The following is a 16,452-nucleotide window of genomic DNA, read 5'->3' as shown; positions in this document are numbered from 1 at the left end:
GGCGTGTCGGGGTGGACATCTACCCTCGGCACCCATGAGTGCCCAGACGTGGGAGTACGCGACCGTCCCCCTGCTGACCCACGCGACCAAGCAGATCCTCGACCAGTGGGGTGCCGACGGCTGGGAGCTCGTCACCGTCCTCCCCGGGCCGACGGGCGAGCAGCACGTCGCCTACCTGAAGAAGCCGCTGTCGTGACGAGCCCGACGGCGCGGCTCGCCGAGCTCGGCGTCGAGCTGCCGCCGGTGGCCCCGCCGAAGGGCATCTACGTGCCGGCCAAGAAGGTCGGCGCCCAGGTGTGGACCTCCGGGCAGCTGCCGCTCGTGGGTGGCGAGCTGCCCGCCACCGGCCTCGTCGGCGCCGAGGTGTCGGTGGACGACGCGGCCGCCTACGCCCGCCTCGCGGCGCTCAACGCGCTGGCCGCCATCGACGCGCTGGTCGGGCTGGACGCGGTCGCGTCCGTGGCCAAGATCGTCGGTTTCGTGGCGTCCGCGCCCGGGTTCGGCGGCCAGCCCCAGGTGGTGAACGGCGCCTCCGAGCTCATGGGTCAGGTCTTCGGTCCGGCGGGCGAACACGCCCGCTCGGCGATCGGGGTGGCGGCGCTGCCGCTGGGTGCCCCCGTCGAGGTTGAGGTCGTGGTCGACCTCGCGTGAGGTCGATGGTGACGAGTGCCGCGGTCCGACCGCGGCGGTAGGGAGTTCCGACGTGGCGAGCACGGACGCGCGGGCACCGGGAACGGATCCGTCCGGGGCCCGCGCCTGCCACGACCTGCTGGTGGCCCTCGCCGGCCGGGTGCCCGACCGGGCGCTCTGGCGGCTGCGGGACTGGCTCGCCGCCGGCGCCGACGTCGCCCTGCGCACCGCGCTGCCGCGCACGCTGCTGCGGCACCGGGTCGGGGTCACCGAGGGCGAGCGGGCACTGCTGCGCGAGGCCCTGTCCGCCTGGCACGGCTCGACCCGACTCGTGGACGCGGTCCTGCACGCCGACGCCGTCCCCGAGCCGACCGTCGGGTTCGTGGAGCCGGGTGCCGCCTGGGACGCCGCCGACCTCGTGCTGCGGGCGGTCCTGCCCGCCGCCGGCGACGTCGGCGAGGTCCGGCGGGCGTGGCGTGCGGGCGGCCCCCGCGTCGTGCTCGTCAGCGCCGCGGGTGAGCTGGCCCCGCTGACCGGCATCGTGCAGCGGGCGTTGCGCGCCCACGGCGACGCGTCCCCCTGCGTCGAGGTCATCGGCGCCGGGACGCCGACCACCGGGTACCACCGGGCGGCCCTCGCCGCCTCGGAGGTGCTCTGGCGCGCCGGTGGAGCCGAGTCGGCGCCCGACGCGGCCGACCACGCGCGGCTCCCGGACCCCCGGTCCGGTGTCCCGTCGTCACCACCGGAGCTGGTGCGCCATGGCTGAGGCCGTCCCCCGTCCCGACGGGGCACACCCCGACCCCCCACATCCCGACCGACCCCGCCCCGAGCCGCGCCCGGCCGACGGCCACGGCCGTCCCGCCCGGTCGCGCGGCGGCCGTGACCCGGTGGCCCTCGCGGCCTGGCGACGGGTCGCCGAGCAGCGCCGACGCGTCACGGACCCGGCGGACGAGGTCGCGCCCGACGAGGTCGTGCCGCCCGGACCGGACGTGTCCGCGGCGGCCCCGGAGCCGGTCGACGCTCGCACCCCGGCCGTCGGCATCCCGGCGGCCGACGCCCGCACGCCCGCCGACGGCCTCCCGACCCCTGCGGGAGAGCCGACACCGACCGCAGCCGCTCCCGCCGCGGGGGACCGGACGCCTGCGACGGGTGTGCCGGTGGCCGATCGGCCGGTCGAGGAGGCACACGACACCGAGGTCGCCGCCGGGCCCGACCCGGACGACCTCCCCTCGAGCGACCGTGCCTTGGACGACCCCGTGCCGGAGGGCCCCGCCCCGGACGACCCCGTCTCGCGGGAGCCCGTGCCGACCGCCCCGCCGGGACCGGCCGCTCCCGTCCTCCGCGACCCGGCTGCCGGTCCTCCCCCCGGCGACCGCCCCGGCCGCTCCGCGGACCCGCGGCGCGCCGACGCCCCCGTCTGCCCCGACGACGGGCCACCCGCTCCCGGCCGGCTCCACGACGTCCTGCTCGGTCTCGCCGGACGCCTCGACGACGACGCGCTGACGACCGTGCGCGAACTGGTCGCGGCCGAGGACGACGCCGAGGCCGCCGAGCTGTTGGGTGGCTGCCTGCTCGCGGACGAGGTCGGGCTGAACGCCGACGAGCGGGCCGTGCTCGCCCCCTGGTTCGCCGCGACCCGCGTCGACCCGGACCTGCTCGCCGCCCTCCCGGTCGACCCCGACGCGCGACGCCGCTCCGGACACCGCTTCACCACGACGGCGGGCGACGCGACCCCGGCCACCCCGCTGGCGCGCGCGGCCCGCCGGCTGTCCGGTGTGCTGGCGGTCCGCGAGAGCTGGCGGGTCACGCCGGCCGGTGCCGCCCCGGGGCCCGTGCCGCACCGCGTGGTGCTCGTCGAGACCGCCGACCCGGACGACTGCGACCACGTCGTCCACCATCTCGCCCACGCCGCCCGCGGTCTGGGGGGCACGTCGGTCGAGGTCTTCGCGTCCGGCGTCGCGCTGCCCGCGTACCACCGCGACGCCCTCGCCGTGGCGCGCCCGCTGGCGGTCTCCGACCCGCCGGCCCGCCCGGACCCGCCGTCGGGCCGGGTGCCCGTGGTCGAGGACGACGAGACCTGGCGGACCGTGGCCGACGCGGGCACGGCGCACGAGGTCGGGCAGGCCCTCCTCGAGCGGACCGTCGAGCCCGATCCGGCCCCGCCCGCCGTCGAGCCTCCCGAGCCCGCGGCCGGAGCGGCACCGACATCCATCGACGACGACCTGTCGGTGACCGCGCGCCGGATCGCCGCGCTCTGGGCCCGGCCGGTGCCGGAGGACTTCTCGGCCCCGCTGCCCCCGGACTCGCTCGAGGAGACCCGGCTCGAGCCGGCGGGCCCGGTGCGCGACGTCGTCGGCGAGCCCTCCGCGCCCGAGCGCGACGAGCCGGACGGTCCGCGGGACGACGGGCTCGACGACGCCGACGGGCCGGTCGGGCGCCACGGGCGCGTGCCCGAGGTCGACCTCGGCACGACGTCGTTCCGCGCCCCTCGGCCGGGGCCGGCCCCGTACCTGAACGGTCACCGACTCGATGCCGCCCCGGTGGACGAGGCGGACGAGGCGGGCGACCTCGTCGACGTCGGGGACCCGACGCCGCCGGACGGCACGCCGACCGACGACGCCCAGGTGCAGCGCGCCCGGCACAGCCGGGGGAGCGCGCCCGAGGAACCGACCCCGCCCGCCCGGTTCGGCCACGACGCACGGTTCGGCGCGGGCCCCGGCCCCGCGTGGCCCGGCGCCCCGGTGACCGGCACCCAGCCGGGGGCCGACACGGTGTTCGCCTCGCCGGTCGAGATCGGTGAGGAGCCGATCACCCTCGGCACCAACGGACACCGCCACAACGCCGTGGCCCCGGCGCCGCCCGAGGAACCCGCGACCGGGCCGGTGACCTGGTCCGAGCCCGCGGCGCCGGTCAACGGCACGCATCTCGGCGAGCCGCCGGTCGACCCCCGGGGCGGCGGCGACGTCGCCCCGCCGTGGGCGGCGTCCGACGGCGCGGGCTGGTCGCCCGAGCCGGGCGCCTGGTCGCCTCCGCGCCCCGGCCCGGGCGTGAACGGCGCGACGGTCCACGGCGCGATGACGGGCGGCGTGGCGCCCGGCCCGCCGATGCAGGGCCCGGGACACCCGCCGCAGCCCCCGGCCCACCCCGGCCCGCCGCGTCCGACCGACCGGGACACGCCCGACACCGCCCCGTCCGTGCGGCCGCCGTCCCGGCCGGCCGACCCGGAGGCGACCGGCAGCTGGGCGCCCGACACCGACGACTCCGTCGCGCAGCTCTCCGACCGGGAGCGCGAACTGCTCGCGCGCCTGCACGAGGAGCTCGCCCAGCGGGAGCGGGCCGAGGGTGCGGACCCGTTCGGCGGCCCCCCGGGGCGCCCGGGGCCGCGACCCGGTCCGCCGCCACCGCCCGGCCCGCCGCCCGGCGGTCGGACCAACGGACACGGACTGCCCGGCGGGCAGGACGGCGGGCACTGAGCCGGGCCCCTAGGGTCACGGCGTGACCGAGCACCCGGCGTACGAGGTCCTGCGTCCCGTCACCGAGGCGGCGGGGGTGGTCCTCGCCGACAACCCCTCGGGCATGACGCTCGACGGCACCAACAGCTGGATCCTGCGTGCGCCGGGGCACCGCGGCTGCATCGTCGTGGACCCCGGCCCGGACGACCCGCACCACCTCGACCGGCTGCGCGAGCACGGTCCGGTCGAGCTGATCCTGCTCACCCACCACCACCTGGACCACTCCGAGGCGGCCCGTCCGTTCTCCGAGCTCACCGGGGCTCCGGTACGGGCCCTCGACCCGCAGCTGTGTCTCGGCGCGGAGGGCCTCGGCGCGGGCGAGGCGATCGGGGCCGCGGGGCTGGACGTGCGGGTGCTCGCGACACCCGGGCACACGCTCGACTCGCTGTGCTTCGTCGTCGACGGCGACGGGTCCGTGCTCACCGGCGACACGGTGCTCGGCCGCGGGACGACCGTGCTCGGCGACCACCATGGTGCGCTCGGGGACTACCTGGCCTCGCTGGACCGTCTCGCGGGCCTCCCCGCGGGCACGCGCCTGCTCCCCGGGCACGGCCCGGACCTCCCGGACGCCCCGCAGACCGCGCGCGACTACCTCGCCCACCGGGAGCAGCGGCTCGACCAGGTCCGGGCTGCTCTGCGGCAGCTGCCGCCCGCGCCGGAGCCGCGGCAGGTCGTCGAGATCGTCTACGCGGACGTCGACGAGTCGCTGTGGCCCGCGGCGGACATCTCCGTCGCGGCGCAGCTGGAGTACCTGCGTTCGGAGTAGCCCCCGGACCGAGCGAACGGCACCCTCGCAGCTTCTACGGGCGCGAGAGTGCCGTTCGCTCGGAAAGAAGGGGGACTAGCGGGCGCGGCGGGCCAGACGGTCCGGCTCGAGGATGAGCACGCTCTTCCCCTCGAGGCGCAGCCAGCCGCGGGCGGCGAAGTCGGCGAGGGCCTTGTTCACGGTCTCGCGGGAGGCGCCGACGAGTTGGGCGATCTCCTCCTGCGTGAGGTCGTGCGTGACCCGCAGCAGGCCCGCCTCCTGCGACCCGAAGCGCTGCGCGAGCTGCAGCAGCGCCTTCGCGACGCGCCCGGGCACGTCGGTGAAGATGAGGTCCGCGAGGAGGTTGTTCGTGCGGCGCAGCCGGCGGGCGACCACGCGCAGCAGCTGCTCGGCGATCTCCGGCCGCTGGGAGATCCACTCCTTCAGCGCGGTGCGGTCCATCGAGTAGGCGCGCACGTCGGTGACGCACGTGGCCGTCGACGTCCGGGGACCGGGGTCGAAGATGGAGAGCTCGCCGAACATGTCGGACGGGCCGAAGATCGACAGCAGGTTCTCGCGCCCGTCGGGCGAGCGGCGGCCGATCTTGACCTTGCCGCTCTGCACGATGAACAGGCGGTCACCGGGCTCGCCCTCGTTGAAGATGACGGTGCCCCGCGGGAACTCGACGCGATCGAGCGACTCCGTCAACACCTCGATGGCGGCCGGATCCACTCCCTGGAAGATCCCCGCCCGCGCCAGTACCTCGTCCACCGTCGTCCGCTCCTCGCCGACCTCATCGACCCCACGGGGTCCGGGCATCGTGCACCCCGGGCTCCGCTGTGTCACCAGTCACGTCTGCCGCAAGTCTAATCGCGCGCATCGTCATGATCACGCAGCACGCGGCCGACGACCCCGGATCTAGCCTTGTTCCGTCGTCATCCGCGAGGCGTGCCCCCCGAATGGACGACACTACCCGTCGATCGTGACGCCGCTGGGTGAGCGTCAGACGCCCGTCGTGCTCCGGCCGGACGCCTCCGACGCCCGTCCGCCACGGCGGGACACTCCACCGCGCTTCCCCAGGTTCCGCAGCCGGAACAGCGTCAGGGCGCCGCCGATTCCCTGCCGGAACAGGGCCTTCACCTCGTCGGGCCGGGCGCGCTCGAGGAAGTCCTCGACCTCGTCCTCACGGACGGTGCCCGCGCGCAGTCTCGTCTCCAGGCGTTCCATGCCCAGGGCGAAGACCATGATGAGCAGGGGGATGAGGATCGCGATCCAGGCGGTCATGGTGAGACGCATGCTCCCGCACGCGCGCACGAGGAGTGCGACCGGGGGGCTCCCGGCGTGTCGCGGGTGCTCCCGGCCGGTCACGGTGTCGGGGGTCTTCATTACCCTGGTCGAATGACCTCGGGGGCTGTCCTGAAGCCGGGCGAGACGCATCTCGGCCTGGTCCGCCGGGCGCGTCGGATGCACCGTGCGCTCGCGGCCGCCCACGTCGACGCGCACTGCGAGCTCGACTTCACCACCCCGCTGGAGCTGCTGGTCGCCACGGTGCTGTCGGCGCAGACCACGGACGTGACCGTCAACCGGGTGACGCCGGCGCTGTTCGCCCGCTACCCCGACGCCGCGGCCTACGCGGGCGCCGACCGCACCGAGATGGAGGAGATCCTCCGCCCGACCGGGTTCTACCGCGCGAAGACGAACTCGGTGATCTCGCTCGGCCAGGCCCTGGTCGAGACGTTCGACGGCGAGGTCCCGGGCCGCCTGGAGGACCTCGTGAAGCTCCCCGGCGTCGGGCGCAAGACCGCCAACGTCGTCCTCGGCAACGCCTTCGGCGTCCCGGGCATCACGGTCGACACCCACTTCGGCCGGCTCACCCGGCGCTGGGCCTGGACCGCCTCGGACGACCCGGTGCAGGTCGAGAAGGAGGTGGGCGAGCTCATCGAGAAGCGGGACTGGACGATGCTCTCCCACCGCGTGATCTTCCACGGCCGTCGCGTCTGCCACGCCAAGAAGCCGGCCTGCGGCGCCTGCTCGATCGCCAAGGACTGCCCGTCGGCCGGGATCGGGGAGACCGACCCGGTCAAGGCCGCGAAGCTCGTCAAGGGGCCGGAGGCCGACCACCTCCTGGCCCTCGTCGGTCTCGAGCGGTGACGCGCACCGAGGTCGGGTCGACCCTGCTCGTGCTGATCCTCGTGGTCGTGGGCATCATCGCGCTCTGGCCGCGGGACTCCTCCTCCGTTCCCGACGCCGGGTCGGTGCTGGCGAGCAGCGCTCCCGCGGCCGCCGACCCCGCCGACCTCGCGCGCGCCCGGGCGGGTGCGGCGCTCGCGCCGTGCCCCGCCCCGTCGTCGGCGGTCGTCGCGCCGGCGCCGCTGGCCGGACTGCGCCTCGAGTGTCTCGGCGCCCCCGGCACGGTCGACCTCGCCGCCGCGCTGCCCGGCCGCGTGACCCTGGTGAACCTGTGGGCGTCGTGGTGCGGGCCGTGCCGCGAGGAGATGCCCGCGATCGGCGCCTACGCGGCCCAGCCGGGCGCGGCGTCGGTGCTCGGCGTGGACGTCGCGGACGACCCGGCCGACGCGCTGGACCTCATGGCCGCCCTCGGCGTGCGCTACCCGTCGGTGACCGACCCGCAGCAGGTCGTCGGACGCCGTCTCGGGGCCCCGCCCGTCCTCCCCGCGAGCCTCGTCGTGCGTGCCGACGGCACCGTCGTCCCGCTGCCCCCGCAGGTGTTCGCGACGCCCGACCAGGTGCGGGCCGCCGTCACGCGGGCGGCCGCGTGAGCCGGCTGCTGCGCCCGGACGAGGCGCCCGACTGGTTGTCCGGCCTGGTCGCCGCCTGCGGGCGGGTGTCGCCGGACGACGTGCCCTTCCGTCGGCAGCCGACCGGGAACGGCCGGCAGGCGGCCGTGGTGCTGCTGTTCGGCTGGGGCGGCGCGGACGGTGAGGACGGCCCGGACATCGTGCTCACCGAGCGCGCCGCCGACATGCGCTCGCACGCCGGGCAGGCCGCGTTCCCCGGCGGAGGGCTCGAGACCGACGACGGGGACGGGCTCGACGGGCTCGTGGCCGCCGGACTGCGCGAGACCGAGGAGGAGATCGGCGCCGATCCCGCGGGCATCGTGCCGTTGACGACACTGCCGCCGCTCACGATCCCGGTGTCCGGGTTCGCCGTCACCCCGGTCGTCGCCCACTGGGCGGTGCCGGGACCCGTCGGCGTCGTGGACCCTGCCGAGACGGCCGCGGTGGCGCGGGTGCCCGTGTCCGAACTGACCGATCCGGCCCGGCGCTTCACGGTGACGTCGCCGGGCGGCTACCAGGGCCCCGCGTTCGCCGTGCGGGGACTGCTGGTGTGGGGGTTCACCGCCGGGGTGCTCTCCTGGGTGCTCGACCTCGCGGGATGGACGATCCCGTGGGACGGCACGGACGTACGCGATCTCGGCGAGGCGTGGGCCCGTCGGCACGAGGGGGAAGCGATCCGATGAGCTGGGTCGACATCGTCGTCGTGCTGCTCGCCGTCGCCGCGGCGATCTCCGGGTGGCGGCACGGGCTGGCCGTGGCCGCCCTGTCCTTCCTCGGTGTCATCGGCGGCGCGCTGCTCGGGCTGAAGCTCGCGCCGCTGGTCGTCGGGAACTTCGAGGGCGACACCAGCCGGGTCGTGGTCAGCGTGTTGATCGTCATCGCGCTGGTCGCGCTGGGCGAGACGCTCGGGGTCTACCTCGGGCGGGCGGTCCGCGACCGGATGCGGCTGAACGCGGTGCGCACCGTGGACTCGACGTTCGGCTCGGTGCTGCAGGCGCTCACCGCGCTCGTGGTCGCCTGGCTGATCGCGTTGCCGCTGGCGTCGTCGTCGAACGTGGCGCTCGCGTCGGCACTGAAGAACTCCGCGGTGCTGTCCACCGTCGACTCGGTGATGCCCGCGCCGCTGCGGGCTCTTCCGAACGAGCTGCGGGCGATGTTCGACGCCTCCGGCTTCCCGGACGTGCTCTCGCCGTTCTCCCCGACCCCGGGGGTCGCCGAGGTCGCCCCGCCGGACCAGGGGCTGGTGCAGGACCCGGTGGTCCAGCGCGCCCGGTCGAGCGTCCTCAAGATCCGCGGCCGCGCGCCGTCGTGCTCGCGGGCGCTGGAGGGCACCGGCTTCGTCATCGGCAACGAGCGGGTCATGACGAACGCCCACGTCGTCGCAGGCACGAGCGAGGTGTCGGTGGAGGTGCCGCGCTCCGGCGGCGGGGCCGACACCGAGTCCGCCCGCGTCGTCTACTACGACCCCGAGGTCGACGTGGCGGTGCTCGCGGTCCCCGGGCTCGAGGCGCGGTCGTTGCCCTTCGAGTTCGCGGCCGCGGGGACCGGCGACAACGCGGTGGCCCTGGGCTACCCGCTCGACGGACCGTTCTCCTCGAGCCCCGCGAAGATCCGGCAGCGGATCCAGCTGCGCGGCCCGGACATCTACGACTCGCAGACCGTGACGCGCGACGTCTACACGATCCGCGGCGTGGTGAAGTCCGGGAACTCCGGCGGGCCGCTGGTGAACCCGCAGGGGCAGGTGATCGGCGTGGTGTTCGGCGCGGCGGTCGACCAGGGCGACACCGGGTTCGTGCTCACCGCCGACCAGGTGCGCGCCGCCCTGGACGCGTCCGGCTCGGCGACCTCCCGGGTGTCGACGGGGAGCTGCGCCAGCTAGAGGCGCCGGAGGAGCACCTCGGTCACGTGCCGCGGTGCCTCCTGGTGCGGGAAGTGCCCGGTCGCGGGGATCGTGACGACCTCGTGGTCGGGCGCCCAGCGGGCGGAGTCCCGGACGACGTCCTCCGGCACCCACGGGTCCTCCGCGCCGCGCAGGTGCAGGACCGGGACGTCGACCGGTCGGTCGATCGCCTCGGCGAAGCGGACCCCGTCGGGGCGGCCCTGGGAGCGCGCGGCCCAGCGGAAGTACTCCAGCGCGCAGTGCGAGGTGCGCGGAGTGAGCAGGGCCGCGGCGTGGTGCGCGGCGACCCCGGCGAACTCCGGGGTCGCCGACCAGCCCGAGCCCGCACCCGCCGTCAGGAAGGCACCGGCGGCCGCGCCCCCGTCCCGGCGCAGGGAGCGCTCGGGGAGGCGGGGGAGCTGGAAGAAGGCGACGTCGCGCAGCGGACGGACCCACCGCCAGGGGCGGCGACGGACCGCGCGCCGCAGGGCCAGCGGGTGCGGGGTGGCGACGACCGCCAGGCGGGAGACGACCCGCGGGTGCAGGGCGGCCAGGGTCCACGCGACCGCACCGCCCCACCCGGCGCCGACGACCGCCGCTCGCCGGGCCCCGAGCGCCGGGACCAGGCCGGCCACGTCGCCGGCGAGGGTCCACAGGTCGTACCCGCGGGGCGGGCGGTCGGAGCCGCAGTAGCCGCGCAGGTCGGGGGCCACCGCCCGGTACCCGGCCGCGCCGAGCGCGGCGAGCTGGTGGCGCCAGGACCACCAGAACTCGGGGAACCCGTGGAGCAGCAGCACCGGCTCGCCGGTGGCGGGCCCGCACTCCGCGACGTGCAGCCGGATGCCGTTGGCGGACACCTCACGGTGCCGCCAGGGCCCCGCGAGCGCCGCGGGGTCCTCGTGGCGGTGGTTCAGCGCCGCTGCGCGACGGTCGAGGGCGCGGCGTCGGATCGCCCGCGGCGCAGGGCCTCGACGGACTCCTTCGCCGTCTCGATCGTGCGCTCGGGGGCCTTGATCTTGCGGACCTTGAGGTAGCCGAGGAACCCGGCGATGCCCGCGATGATCAACATCAGCGCGAAGGTGACGGCGAACCCGGCCCAGCGCTGCGACGGCCAGATGAGGTTGAACGCCTCGGCGACGGCGAAGAAGAAGTACCAGAGGCTGAACAGCGCGACGACGCCGGCGATGACGAAGAAGATGCTGCCCTGCACGCCCTTCTTCACCTCGCCGGTGATCTCCTGCTTGGCGAGTTCGACCTCCGCACGCACCAGCGTGGAGACGTGCGTGGTCACCTCCTTCACCAGCGCCCCGACCGAGGCGTCGCCGTTCTGGCGCGCCGGTTCGGCGTTGAGCGGGATGGAGGGCACCACGGGTGGGCCTCCGGGGGACGACGGCGAGGTCACGGGCCCTCCTGGCGGGTCGGGTCGAGAGGGGGCACATCGTGCCACGACCACGCCCGGGGCGATCGGTGACACGGCAGCACGGCCCGTGTCTTCCCGATCATCCTCGAGTCCAGTCCTCCCGGTTGCCCGGGTTACTCGGACGGGGCGCGGCGCATCGCCTTGCGATCACTGCGCCGGCGCTTGTCCTCCAGTCGGCGCAGCTTGGCGCCCCGGCTGGGTCGTCGCGGAGTTCGCGACGGCGGGTCGGGCCGGCGGGCGCGGGCGATCCGCTCGGCGGCGCGCTCCAGCGCGGCCTCGCGGTTGCGCAGCTGCGAGCGGTGCTCCGAGGCCGTGACGTGCAGCACGGGGCCCAGGCGCTCCACGAGCCGCTCGGGGTCCGGGAGGGCGGCGAGGTCGACGAGGAGCTCGACGCGGGAGTCGGTGGTGTTCACGCCCTGCCCGCCCGGCCCGGACGACCGGGAGAACCGCCAGGTCAGGGCGTGCGCGGGCAGCAGCTCGGTGCTGTCCATGACTCCAGTGTGCGCGTCGTGTCGAGCCGGTTGCGCCTCTCCCCGGTGTCAGCAGTGCGGCCATGCTGACGCTGGACGTCACAATCACGGGGTGTATGGCCCTGGGACGATGGACCGCATGACCGCCCCGACCACCGATCCGCTCGCGCCGCTGCTGGACCTCCCCGGCGTCGCCGAGGGCGCCGAGTCGATCCGCCGGCACGTCGAGGCCGTCCACGCCCACCGCACGAACCGCCGCGGCTGGCCGACCACGGCCGCCGAGGCGAGCGTCCGCGCCGCCCGGGCCTCCGCCGCCCTCGACGGCGGGTCCGCCGACCTGCCCGAGGACGGCCCGGTCACCGACCCGGTGCTGGCCGGCGCGCTGCGGGTCGCCGAGGCGCTCGGCGGGCTCCTCCCGACGTGGCGCCGGGCGCCGCTGCAGGCCCTCGCGAAGCTGCACGTCCTGGCTGCGACCGACCGGGCGCCGGAGTCCGACCTCGGTCGCCCCCGCCCGGGCGCCTGGGTCTCCGCGCGGCTGGACGCGCTCGCCGGCCTCGTCGTCGGGGGGACGTCGGTGCCGGCCCCGGTGCTCGTCGGGGTCGTGCACGGCGAACTGCTCGCGCTCTCGCCGTTCCTGATCGGCAACGGCGTCGTCGCCCGCGCGGCGGGCCGCCTCACCGCGATCTCGACCGGTCTGGACCCCAAGGGCCTCGTCATCCCCGAGGTGGGCCACCTGCGCGCCGGGAACGAGTACCGCGCCGCGGCCCAGGCGTTCGCGTCCGGGACCCACGAGGGGCTCGCGCAGTGGTTCTCCCACGGCGTCACCGCGTGGCGGACCGGCGCGAAGGAGGCCACCGGCATCGCCGACGCGGCCGGGTAGCGCTCGTCCGTTCGGCCTCGCCGTCCGTCCCCACCGGCACCGTGGAGCGGCTCGTCCCCAGGCGGCGGCCGGCCACACCCGTCGTCGGGAAGGCCGACGCACGCTGCGGGGGTGGAGCGACGACGAGTGATCCTGCTGTGCGACGACGAGGACCTGACCGACGAGGTCGTCCGCGTCGCCGCCGCGGCCGGGTGCGAGCTGGAACGGGTGCCCGACGCGGTGGCGCTGCGCCGACGATGGCCGGGTGCGGCGATGGTGCTGCTGGACGAGCGGGGCGCCGCCGCGGTCGCGTCCGCGGTGCGGCCGGCGCGCCGCGACGGGGTGGTGGTGCTGTGTCTCGGTGATCCGCCGGGAAGCGTGTGGGAACCGGCGGTGGCGGTCGGCGCGGAGCACGTGGTCTCGCTGCCCGAGGGGGAGGACTGGCTGGTCACGGCGCTCGCCGACGTCGAGGATCTTCCCGACGACGGCCCCGGCCGGGTCGTGTGCGTCCTCGGCGGCCGAGGAGGCGCCGGCGCGTCCGTCCTGGCCGGGGCGATCGCGGTCCGGGCCCGCGACGACGGGGCCCGCGTGCTGCTGGTCGACTGCGACCCCCTCGGCGGCGGGCTGGACCTCGTCGTCGGCGCGGAGCAGATCGACGGCCTGCGCTGGCCGGGGCTCGCGCTCGGCGGCGGGCGGGTGGCGGCCTCCTCGCTGCACGACGCGCTGCCGCACGCCGACGGCCCGTTGACCGTGCTGGCTTGTGATCGGCACGGACCGGGTCCCGCACCGGAGGCCGCGGTCGCCGTGGTCGAGGCGGGGCGCCGGGCGGGCGACGTCGTGGTCTGCGACCTGCCCCGGCACCTGACCCCGACGGCGACAGCGGTCCTGGAGGTCGCCGACCTGACGGTGCTCGTGGTCCCCGCGGAGGTGCGCGCGACGGCGGCGGCCTCGCGGGTCGCGCAGCAGGTCACCGAGTTGGGGGCGACCGTGGGCGTGGTGGTCCGGGGGCCGTCCCCCGGTGGCCTGGGTGGGGAGGACGTCGCGGCGGCGCTGGGGCTCGAGGTGCTCGCGTCGGTGGACGCGGAACCGGGCCTGGCCGCGGCGATGGACCACGGGACCGTGCCCGGTGTCCGCCGCGGGCCGCTGGCCGACGCGGCGTGTGCGGTGCTGGACGCGTTGGACGGACGCCGGGGAGGGCCGTCGCTGGCGGCGTGACGGTGCAGGTGCGACGACCCGGTCCCCTCCTGGGGGAGCCGGGTCGTCGTCGTGCGTGCCGGCTCACGGCGTTCGGAGCAGTGAGTTGTCCCCACCGGCACTCCGCGCGGGGTTGTCCACAGGCGGGGGCGGCGTGCTCGCCGATCCGGTGGGTGCTCGGGCAGCGTCGATCACGTCGGTGGCGGTGGCAATGGTGGTGACGGCCGGCTCGGGGAGGTGCGGGGATGGCGGGCGACGACGGCGGGGCGGACCTGGTGGGACGGGTCCGGACGCGGATCGCGGCGGCGGGCGGCGAGGCCGGGGTGGGGGAGCTGGCGGCGGCGGTGCGGGCCGAGGCACGCGGGGTGGTCGGCGATGCCGACGTGCTCGCGGCGGTCCGCACGTTGCAGCGGGAGTTCGTCGGGGCGGGGCCGTTGGAGCCGTTGCTGCGTGATCCGGCGACCTCGGACGTGCTGGTGACGGCGCCGGACGCGGTGTGGGTCGACCGCGGACGGGGGCTGGAGCGGGCCGAGGTGGGCTTCGCGGACGAGGACGCCGTCCGGCGGCTGGCCCAGCGGTTGGCGGCCGCGGCGGGCCGGCGGCTGGACGACGCGAGCCCGTACGTCGACGCGCGGCTGCCGGGCAGCGGGGTGCGGCTGCACGCGGTGCTGCCGCCGGTCGCGGCGGACGGGACGTGCGTGTCGCTGCGGGTGCTGCGCCCGGCCTGCCACGACCTCGACGCGCTGCAGGCCGGCGGCACGGTCGACGGGGTCGGCCGGGCGCTGCTGGAGGCGGTGGTGGAGGCGCGGCTGGCGTTCCTCGTCGTGGGCGGGACGGGATCGGGGAAGACGACGGTCCTGTCGGCGCTGCTCGCCCGGGTGCCCGCCGCGGAACGCATCGTCGTGGTCGAGGACGCCGAGGAGCTGCGGCCGGCCCACCCGCACGTGGTGCGCCTGGTGTCCCGGCCCGCGAACGTCGAGGGCGCGGGCACGGTGCTGCTGCGCGACCTGGTGCGGCAGGCGCTGCGGATGCGCCCCGACCGGCTGGTGGTCGGTGAGGTCCGCGGCGCCGAGGTCTGCGAGTTGCTGGCCGCGCTGAACACCGGGCACGACGGTGGTGCGGGCACCGTGCACGCCAACTCGCCCCGGGAGGTCCCGGCCCGGCTCGAGGCCCTCGCCGCGCTCGGCGGGATGACGCCGGCCGCGCTGCACAGCCAGATGGCGGCGGCCGTCCAGGTGGTGCTGCACGTGCGGCGGCTGACCGACGGTCGGCGGGTGCTGGAGGCCGTCGGGGTGCTGCGGCGTGCGGACGGCGAGGTCGTGGTGGTCCCGGCGTGGACCCGCGAGGAGGGCTGGGCCCTCGGGCGGGCCGACCTCGGCGCCATGCTCGCGGAGCGGGGCGTCGGGTCACCGTGGACCGCGACGGACGGCGGGGGTGCGGGGTCCGGACCGGGACCGTCCCACGACGGCGTCCCGACGCCGGCGGTGCCGCGGCTGCGCGGCGGTGTCGCGAGCCTGCGCGGGGTGCCCGCGTGACCGGGACGGCGGTGCTCCTGCTGGGCGCGGCCGCACTGCTCCTCTGGCCGGGCTCGCCGGCTCCACGACGGGTGCGCGGGCTGGACGTGGTCGCCGTTGGACCCGACACCGGGTCGATCCGCCGCCCACCGGTGTTCCTGGTGGCCCTCGCGGTGCTCGCCCTGGCCGTGCTCGTCGCCGGGCCCGGTGGAGCGGTCGCCGCCGCGGTGGTGGGCACGGTGACGCTCCGCTCGCGCCGCGCCCGTCGGCGCGACGTCGAGCGGAAGGACGCGGTCGGAGGTCTCGCCGAGGGACTGGCGTGCTTCGCCGCCGAGCTGCGGGCCGGCCACCCACCCGCGTCGGCCGCCGCGGCCGCGGCCCGCGACGCCCATCCCGCCTGCACCCGTGCCCTCACGCTCGTGGAGGCCACCGCCCGCCTCGGCGGCGACGTCCCGGCCGCCCTCCGCGACCACGCCGCCGCCGACCCTCTCGCCGGGGACCACGTGCGCCGCCTCGCCGACGCCTGGTCGCTGGCCGAGCGCCACGGGATCGGCCTCGCCGGGCTGGCGGAGGCCGTCGCGGAGGACCTCCGGGCCCGGGGCCGGTTCGACGGGCGGCTCGCGGCGCAGCTCGCCGGGCCCCGTACGACGGCGACGGTGCTCGCCGGCCTCCCCGTCATCGGGCTGCTCCTCGGCCAGCTGATGGGCGCCCGACCCTGGGCCGTGCTCACCGGCTCGGGGGTCGGGCAGGGGCTGCTCGTCGTGGGGTCGGTGCTGGTCGCGGCCGGCCTGGAGTGGAGCGCTCACCTCACCGCGCGGGTCGTGCAGTGATCACCCTCGCGGCGGCGGTCACGCTCCTCGCCGTGGCGCTGCTCGCGGTGCCCGGCCCGGTGGACGCGGCCCGGCGTCTCGGCGCACTGGACCGCCCGGCCGCGCCGTCCCGGCCCCGGAGCCGCCGCCCGACGCCGCGGGACCCGTGGCGGGAGGCCGGCGCCTGGGACGAGCTCGCCGCCTGCCTGCGGGCGGGGCTCCCGCTCGACGTCGCGGTGCGGGCCGTCGCCGACTCCGCGCCGGTACCGACCGCGCAGGCCCTGGTCCGCGTGGCCGACCTGGTCGCCCTCGGCGCCGACCCCGCGGAGGCGTGGGCGCCCGCCCTCGACGAGCCCTCGACCGCCCGCCTCGCCCGGGCCGCACGTCGCTCGGCCCGGAGTGGAGCGGCCGTCGCGGACGTGGCGGTGACCGTCGCGGCCGACGTCCGGGCCGAGGCGGCGGAGGCGGTGGCCGCCCGGGCCGAGCGGGCGGGCGTCCTGGTGGCGGGCCCGCTCGGCCTGTGCTTCCTGCCGGCCTTCCTGGCGCTGGGGATCGCCCCGGTCGTCATCGGGCTGGCGAGCCCGCTCCTGGAGCGGACATGACGACCGGCGCCCACCCGGGG

The 16,452-nt window shown here is 77.0% G+C and carries 19 protein-coding genes; 14 read left to right on the top strand and 5 right to left on the bottom strand.

Going from position 1 to position 16,452, the window contains the following annotated elements; all coding sequences use genetic code 11:
* The first annotated feature begins 34 nt into the window (after positions 1–34).
* The 5 genes from sp36 to QRT03_RS00900 are packed head-to-tail and all read left to right on the top strand — an operon-like array spanning position 35 to position 4,908.
* On the top strand, positions 35–196 hold the full coding sequence (gene sp36 / locus QRT03_RS00920; protein ID WP_286050546.1) for a Sp36 family protein: 162 nt from the start codon (positions 35–37) through the stop codon (positions 194–196).
* Positions 193–651 carry a RidA family protein gene (locus QRT03_RS00915; RefSeq protein ID WP_286050545.1) on the top strand — a complete coding sequence of 153 codons (459 nt, stop codon included), beginning with the start codon at positions 193–195 and terminating at the stop codon, positions 649–651. Before sp36 ends, QRT03_RS00915 begins: the two co-directional genes overlap by 4 nt.
* Before the next feature lie 52 nt (positions 652–703).
* The gene (locus QRT03_RS00910) at positions 704–1,396 is read left to right on the top strand and encodes a hypothetical protein (RefSeq protein WP_286050544.1); all 693 of its coding nucleotides are present in this window, start codon (positions 704–706) and stop codon (positions 1,394–1,396) included.
* On the top strand, positions 1,389–4,103 hold the full coding sequence (locus QRT03_RS00905; protein ID WP_286050543.1) for a hypothetical protein: 2,715 nt from the start codon (positions 1,389–1,391) through the stop codon (positions 4,101–4,103). Before QRT03_RS00910 ends, QRT03_RS00905 begins: the two co-directional genes overlap by 8 nt.
* Before the next feature lie 22 nt (positions 4,104–4,125).
* Positions 4,126–4,908 carry an MBL fold metallo-hydrolase gene (locus QRT03_RS00900; RefSeq protein ID WP_286050542.1) on the top strand — a complete coding sequence of 261 codons (783 nt, stop codon included), beginning with the start codon at positions 4,126–4,128 and terminating at the stop codon, positions 4,906–4,908.
* A gap of 75 nt (positions 4,909–4,983) precedes the next feature.
* Here QRT03_RS00900 and QRT03_RS00895 read toward each other — a convergent pair whose 3' ends face one another.
* Together QRT03_RS00895 and QRT03_RS00890 are read right to left on the bottom strand one after the other, a co-directional pair.
* Positions 4,984–5,658 (bottom strand): Crp/Fnr family transcriptional regulator, encoded by a 675-nt coding sequence (locus tag QRT03_RS00895; RefSeq protein WP_230731653.1) that lies wholly within the window; start codon positions 5,656–5,658, stop codon positions 4,984–4,986.
* Positions 5,659–5,889: 231 nt separating this feature from the next.
* The gene (locus QRT03_RS00890) at positions 5,890–6,171 is read right to left on the bottom strand and encodes a hypothetical protein (RefSeq protein WP_286050541.1); all 282 of its coding nucleotides are present in this window, start codon (positions 6,169–6,171) and stop codon (positions 5,890–5,892) included.
* Between the two features lie 114 nt (positions 6,172–6,285).
* On the opposite strand from QRT03_RS00890, the gene nth reads away from it, so the two are divergent.
* The 4 genes from nth to QRT03_RS00870 are packed head-to-tail and all read left to right on the top strand — an operon-like array spanning position 6,286 to position 9,564.
* The gene (gene nth / locus QRT03_RS00885; protein ID WP_286050540.1) at positions 6,286–7,038 is read left to right on the top strand and encodes an endonuclease III; all 753 of its coding nucleotides are present in this window, start codon (positions 6,286–6,288) and stop codon (positions 7,036–7,038) included.
* Positions 7,035–7,667, top strand: coding sequence for a TlpA family protein disulfide reductase (locus QRT03_RS00880; RefSeq protein WP_286050539.1), 633 nt, complete (start codon positions 7,035–7,037; stop codon positions 7,665–7,667). Before nth ends, QRT03_RS00880 begins: the two co-directional genes overlap by 4 nt.
* Positions 7,664–8,368: an NUDIX hydrolase gene (locus QRT03_RS00875; protein WP_286050538.1), complete on the top strand. Its 705-nt coding sequence runs from the start codon at positions 7,664–7,666 to the stop codon at positions 8,366–8,368. Before QRT03_RS00880 ends, QRT03_RS00875 begins: the two co-directional genes overlap by 4 nt.
* Positions 8,365–9,564 carry a MarP family serine protease gene (locus tag QRT03_RS00870; protein ID WP_286050537.1) on the top strand — a complete coding sequence of 400 codons (1,200 nt, stop codon included), beginning with the start codon at positions 8,365–8,367 and terminating at the stop codon, positions 9,562–9,564. The genes QRT03_RS00875 and QRT03_RS00870 overlap by 4 nt, the downstream gene beginning before the upstream one ends.
* Here the strand turns inward: QRT03_RS00870 and QRT03_RS00865 are convergent.
* The 3 genes from QRT03_RS00865 to QRT03_RS00855 all read right to left on the bottom strand — a co-directional run bounded on the left by QRT03_RS00865 (position 9,561) and on the right by QRT03_RS00855 (position 11,475).
* Entirely contained in the window at positions 9,561–10,421 is an 861-nt protein-coding gene (locus tag QRT03_RS00865) for an alpha/beta fold hydrolase (protein ID WP_286050536.1), read from the bottom strand. The two genes, QRT03_RS00870 and QRT03_RS00865, sit on opposite strands and share 4 nt — an antisense overlap.
* 53 nt (positions 10,422–10,474) lie before the next feature.
* Complete coding sequence (locus tag QRT03_RS00860; protein ID WP_286050535.1) at positions 10,475–10,966, bottom strand: phage holin family protein; 492 nt, start codon at positions 10,964–10,966, stop codon at positions 10,475–10,477.
* A 131-nt stretch (positions 10,967–11,097) separates the two neighbouring features.
* Entirely contained in the window at positions 11,098–11,475 is a 378-nt protein-coding gene (locus QRT03_RS00855; RefSeq protein ID WP_286050534.1) for an aminoacyl-tRNA hydrolase, read from the bottom strand.
* Positions 11,476–11,593: 118 nt separating this feature from the next.
* On the opposite strand from QRT03_RS00855, the gene QRT03_RS00850 reads away from it, so the two are divergent.
* From QRT03_RS00850 to QRT03_RS00830, 5 genes are all read left to right on the top strand, one after another.
* Complete coding sequence (locus tag QRT03_RS00850; protein WP_286050533.1) at positions 11,594–12,334, top strand: Fic family protein; 741 nt, start codon at positions 11,594–11,596, stop codon at positions 12,332–12,334.
* A gap of 111 nt (positions 12,335–12,445) precedes the next feature.
* On the top strand, positions 12,446–13,528 hold the full coding sequence (gene ssd, locus QRT03_RS00845; RefSeq protein ID WP_286050532.1) for a septum site-determining protein Ssd: 1,083 nt from the start codon (positions 12,446–12,448) through the stop codon (positions 13,526–13,528).
* A gap of 224 nt (positions 13,529–13,752) precedes the next feature.
* Positions 13,753–15,042, top strand: coding sequence for a TadA family conjugal transfer-associated ATPase (locus QRT03_RS00840; protein WP_286050530.1), 1,290 nt, complete (start codon positions 13,753–13,755; stop codon positions 15,040–15,042).
* Entirely contained in the window at positions 15,039–15,851 is an 813-nt protein-coding gene (locus tag QRT03_RS00835; RefSeq protein ID WP_286050529.1) for a type II secretion system F family protein, read from the top strand. The genes QRT03_RS00840 and QRT03_RS00835 overlap by 4 nt, the downstream gene beginning before the upstream one ends.
* Entirely contained in the window at positions 15,848–16,432 is a 585-nt protein-coding gene (locus QRT03_RS00830; RefSeq protein ID WP_345783224.1) for a type II secretion system F family protein, read from the top strand. The genes QRT03_RS00835 and QRT03_RS00830 overlap by 4 nt, the downstream gene beginning before the upstream one ends.
* Positions 16,433–16,452: the final 20 nt, after the last annotated feature.

The organism is Actinomycetospora termitidis (assembly GCF_030286555.1).
Taxonomy (GTDB): Bacteria; Actinomycetota; Actinomycetes; order Mycobacteriales; family Pseudonocardiaceae; genus Actinomycetospora; species Actinomycetospora termitidis.
Note: the sequence above shows the minus strand (reverse complement) of the source record. Positions and strands in the feature narration are given on the sequence as shown.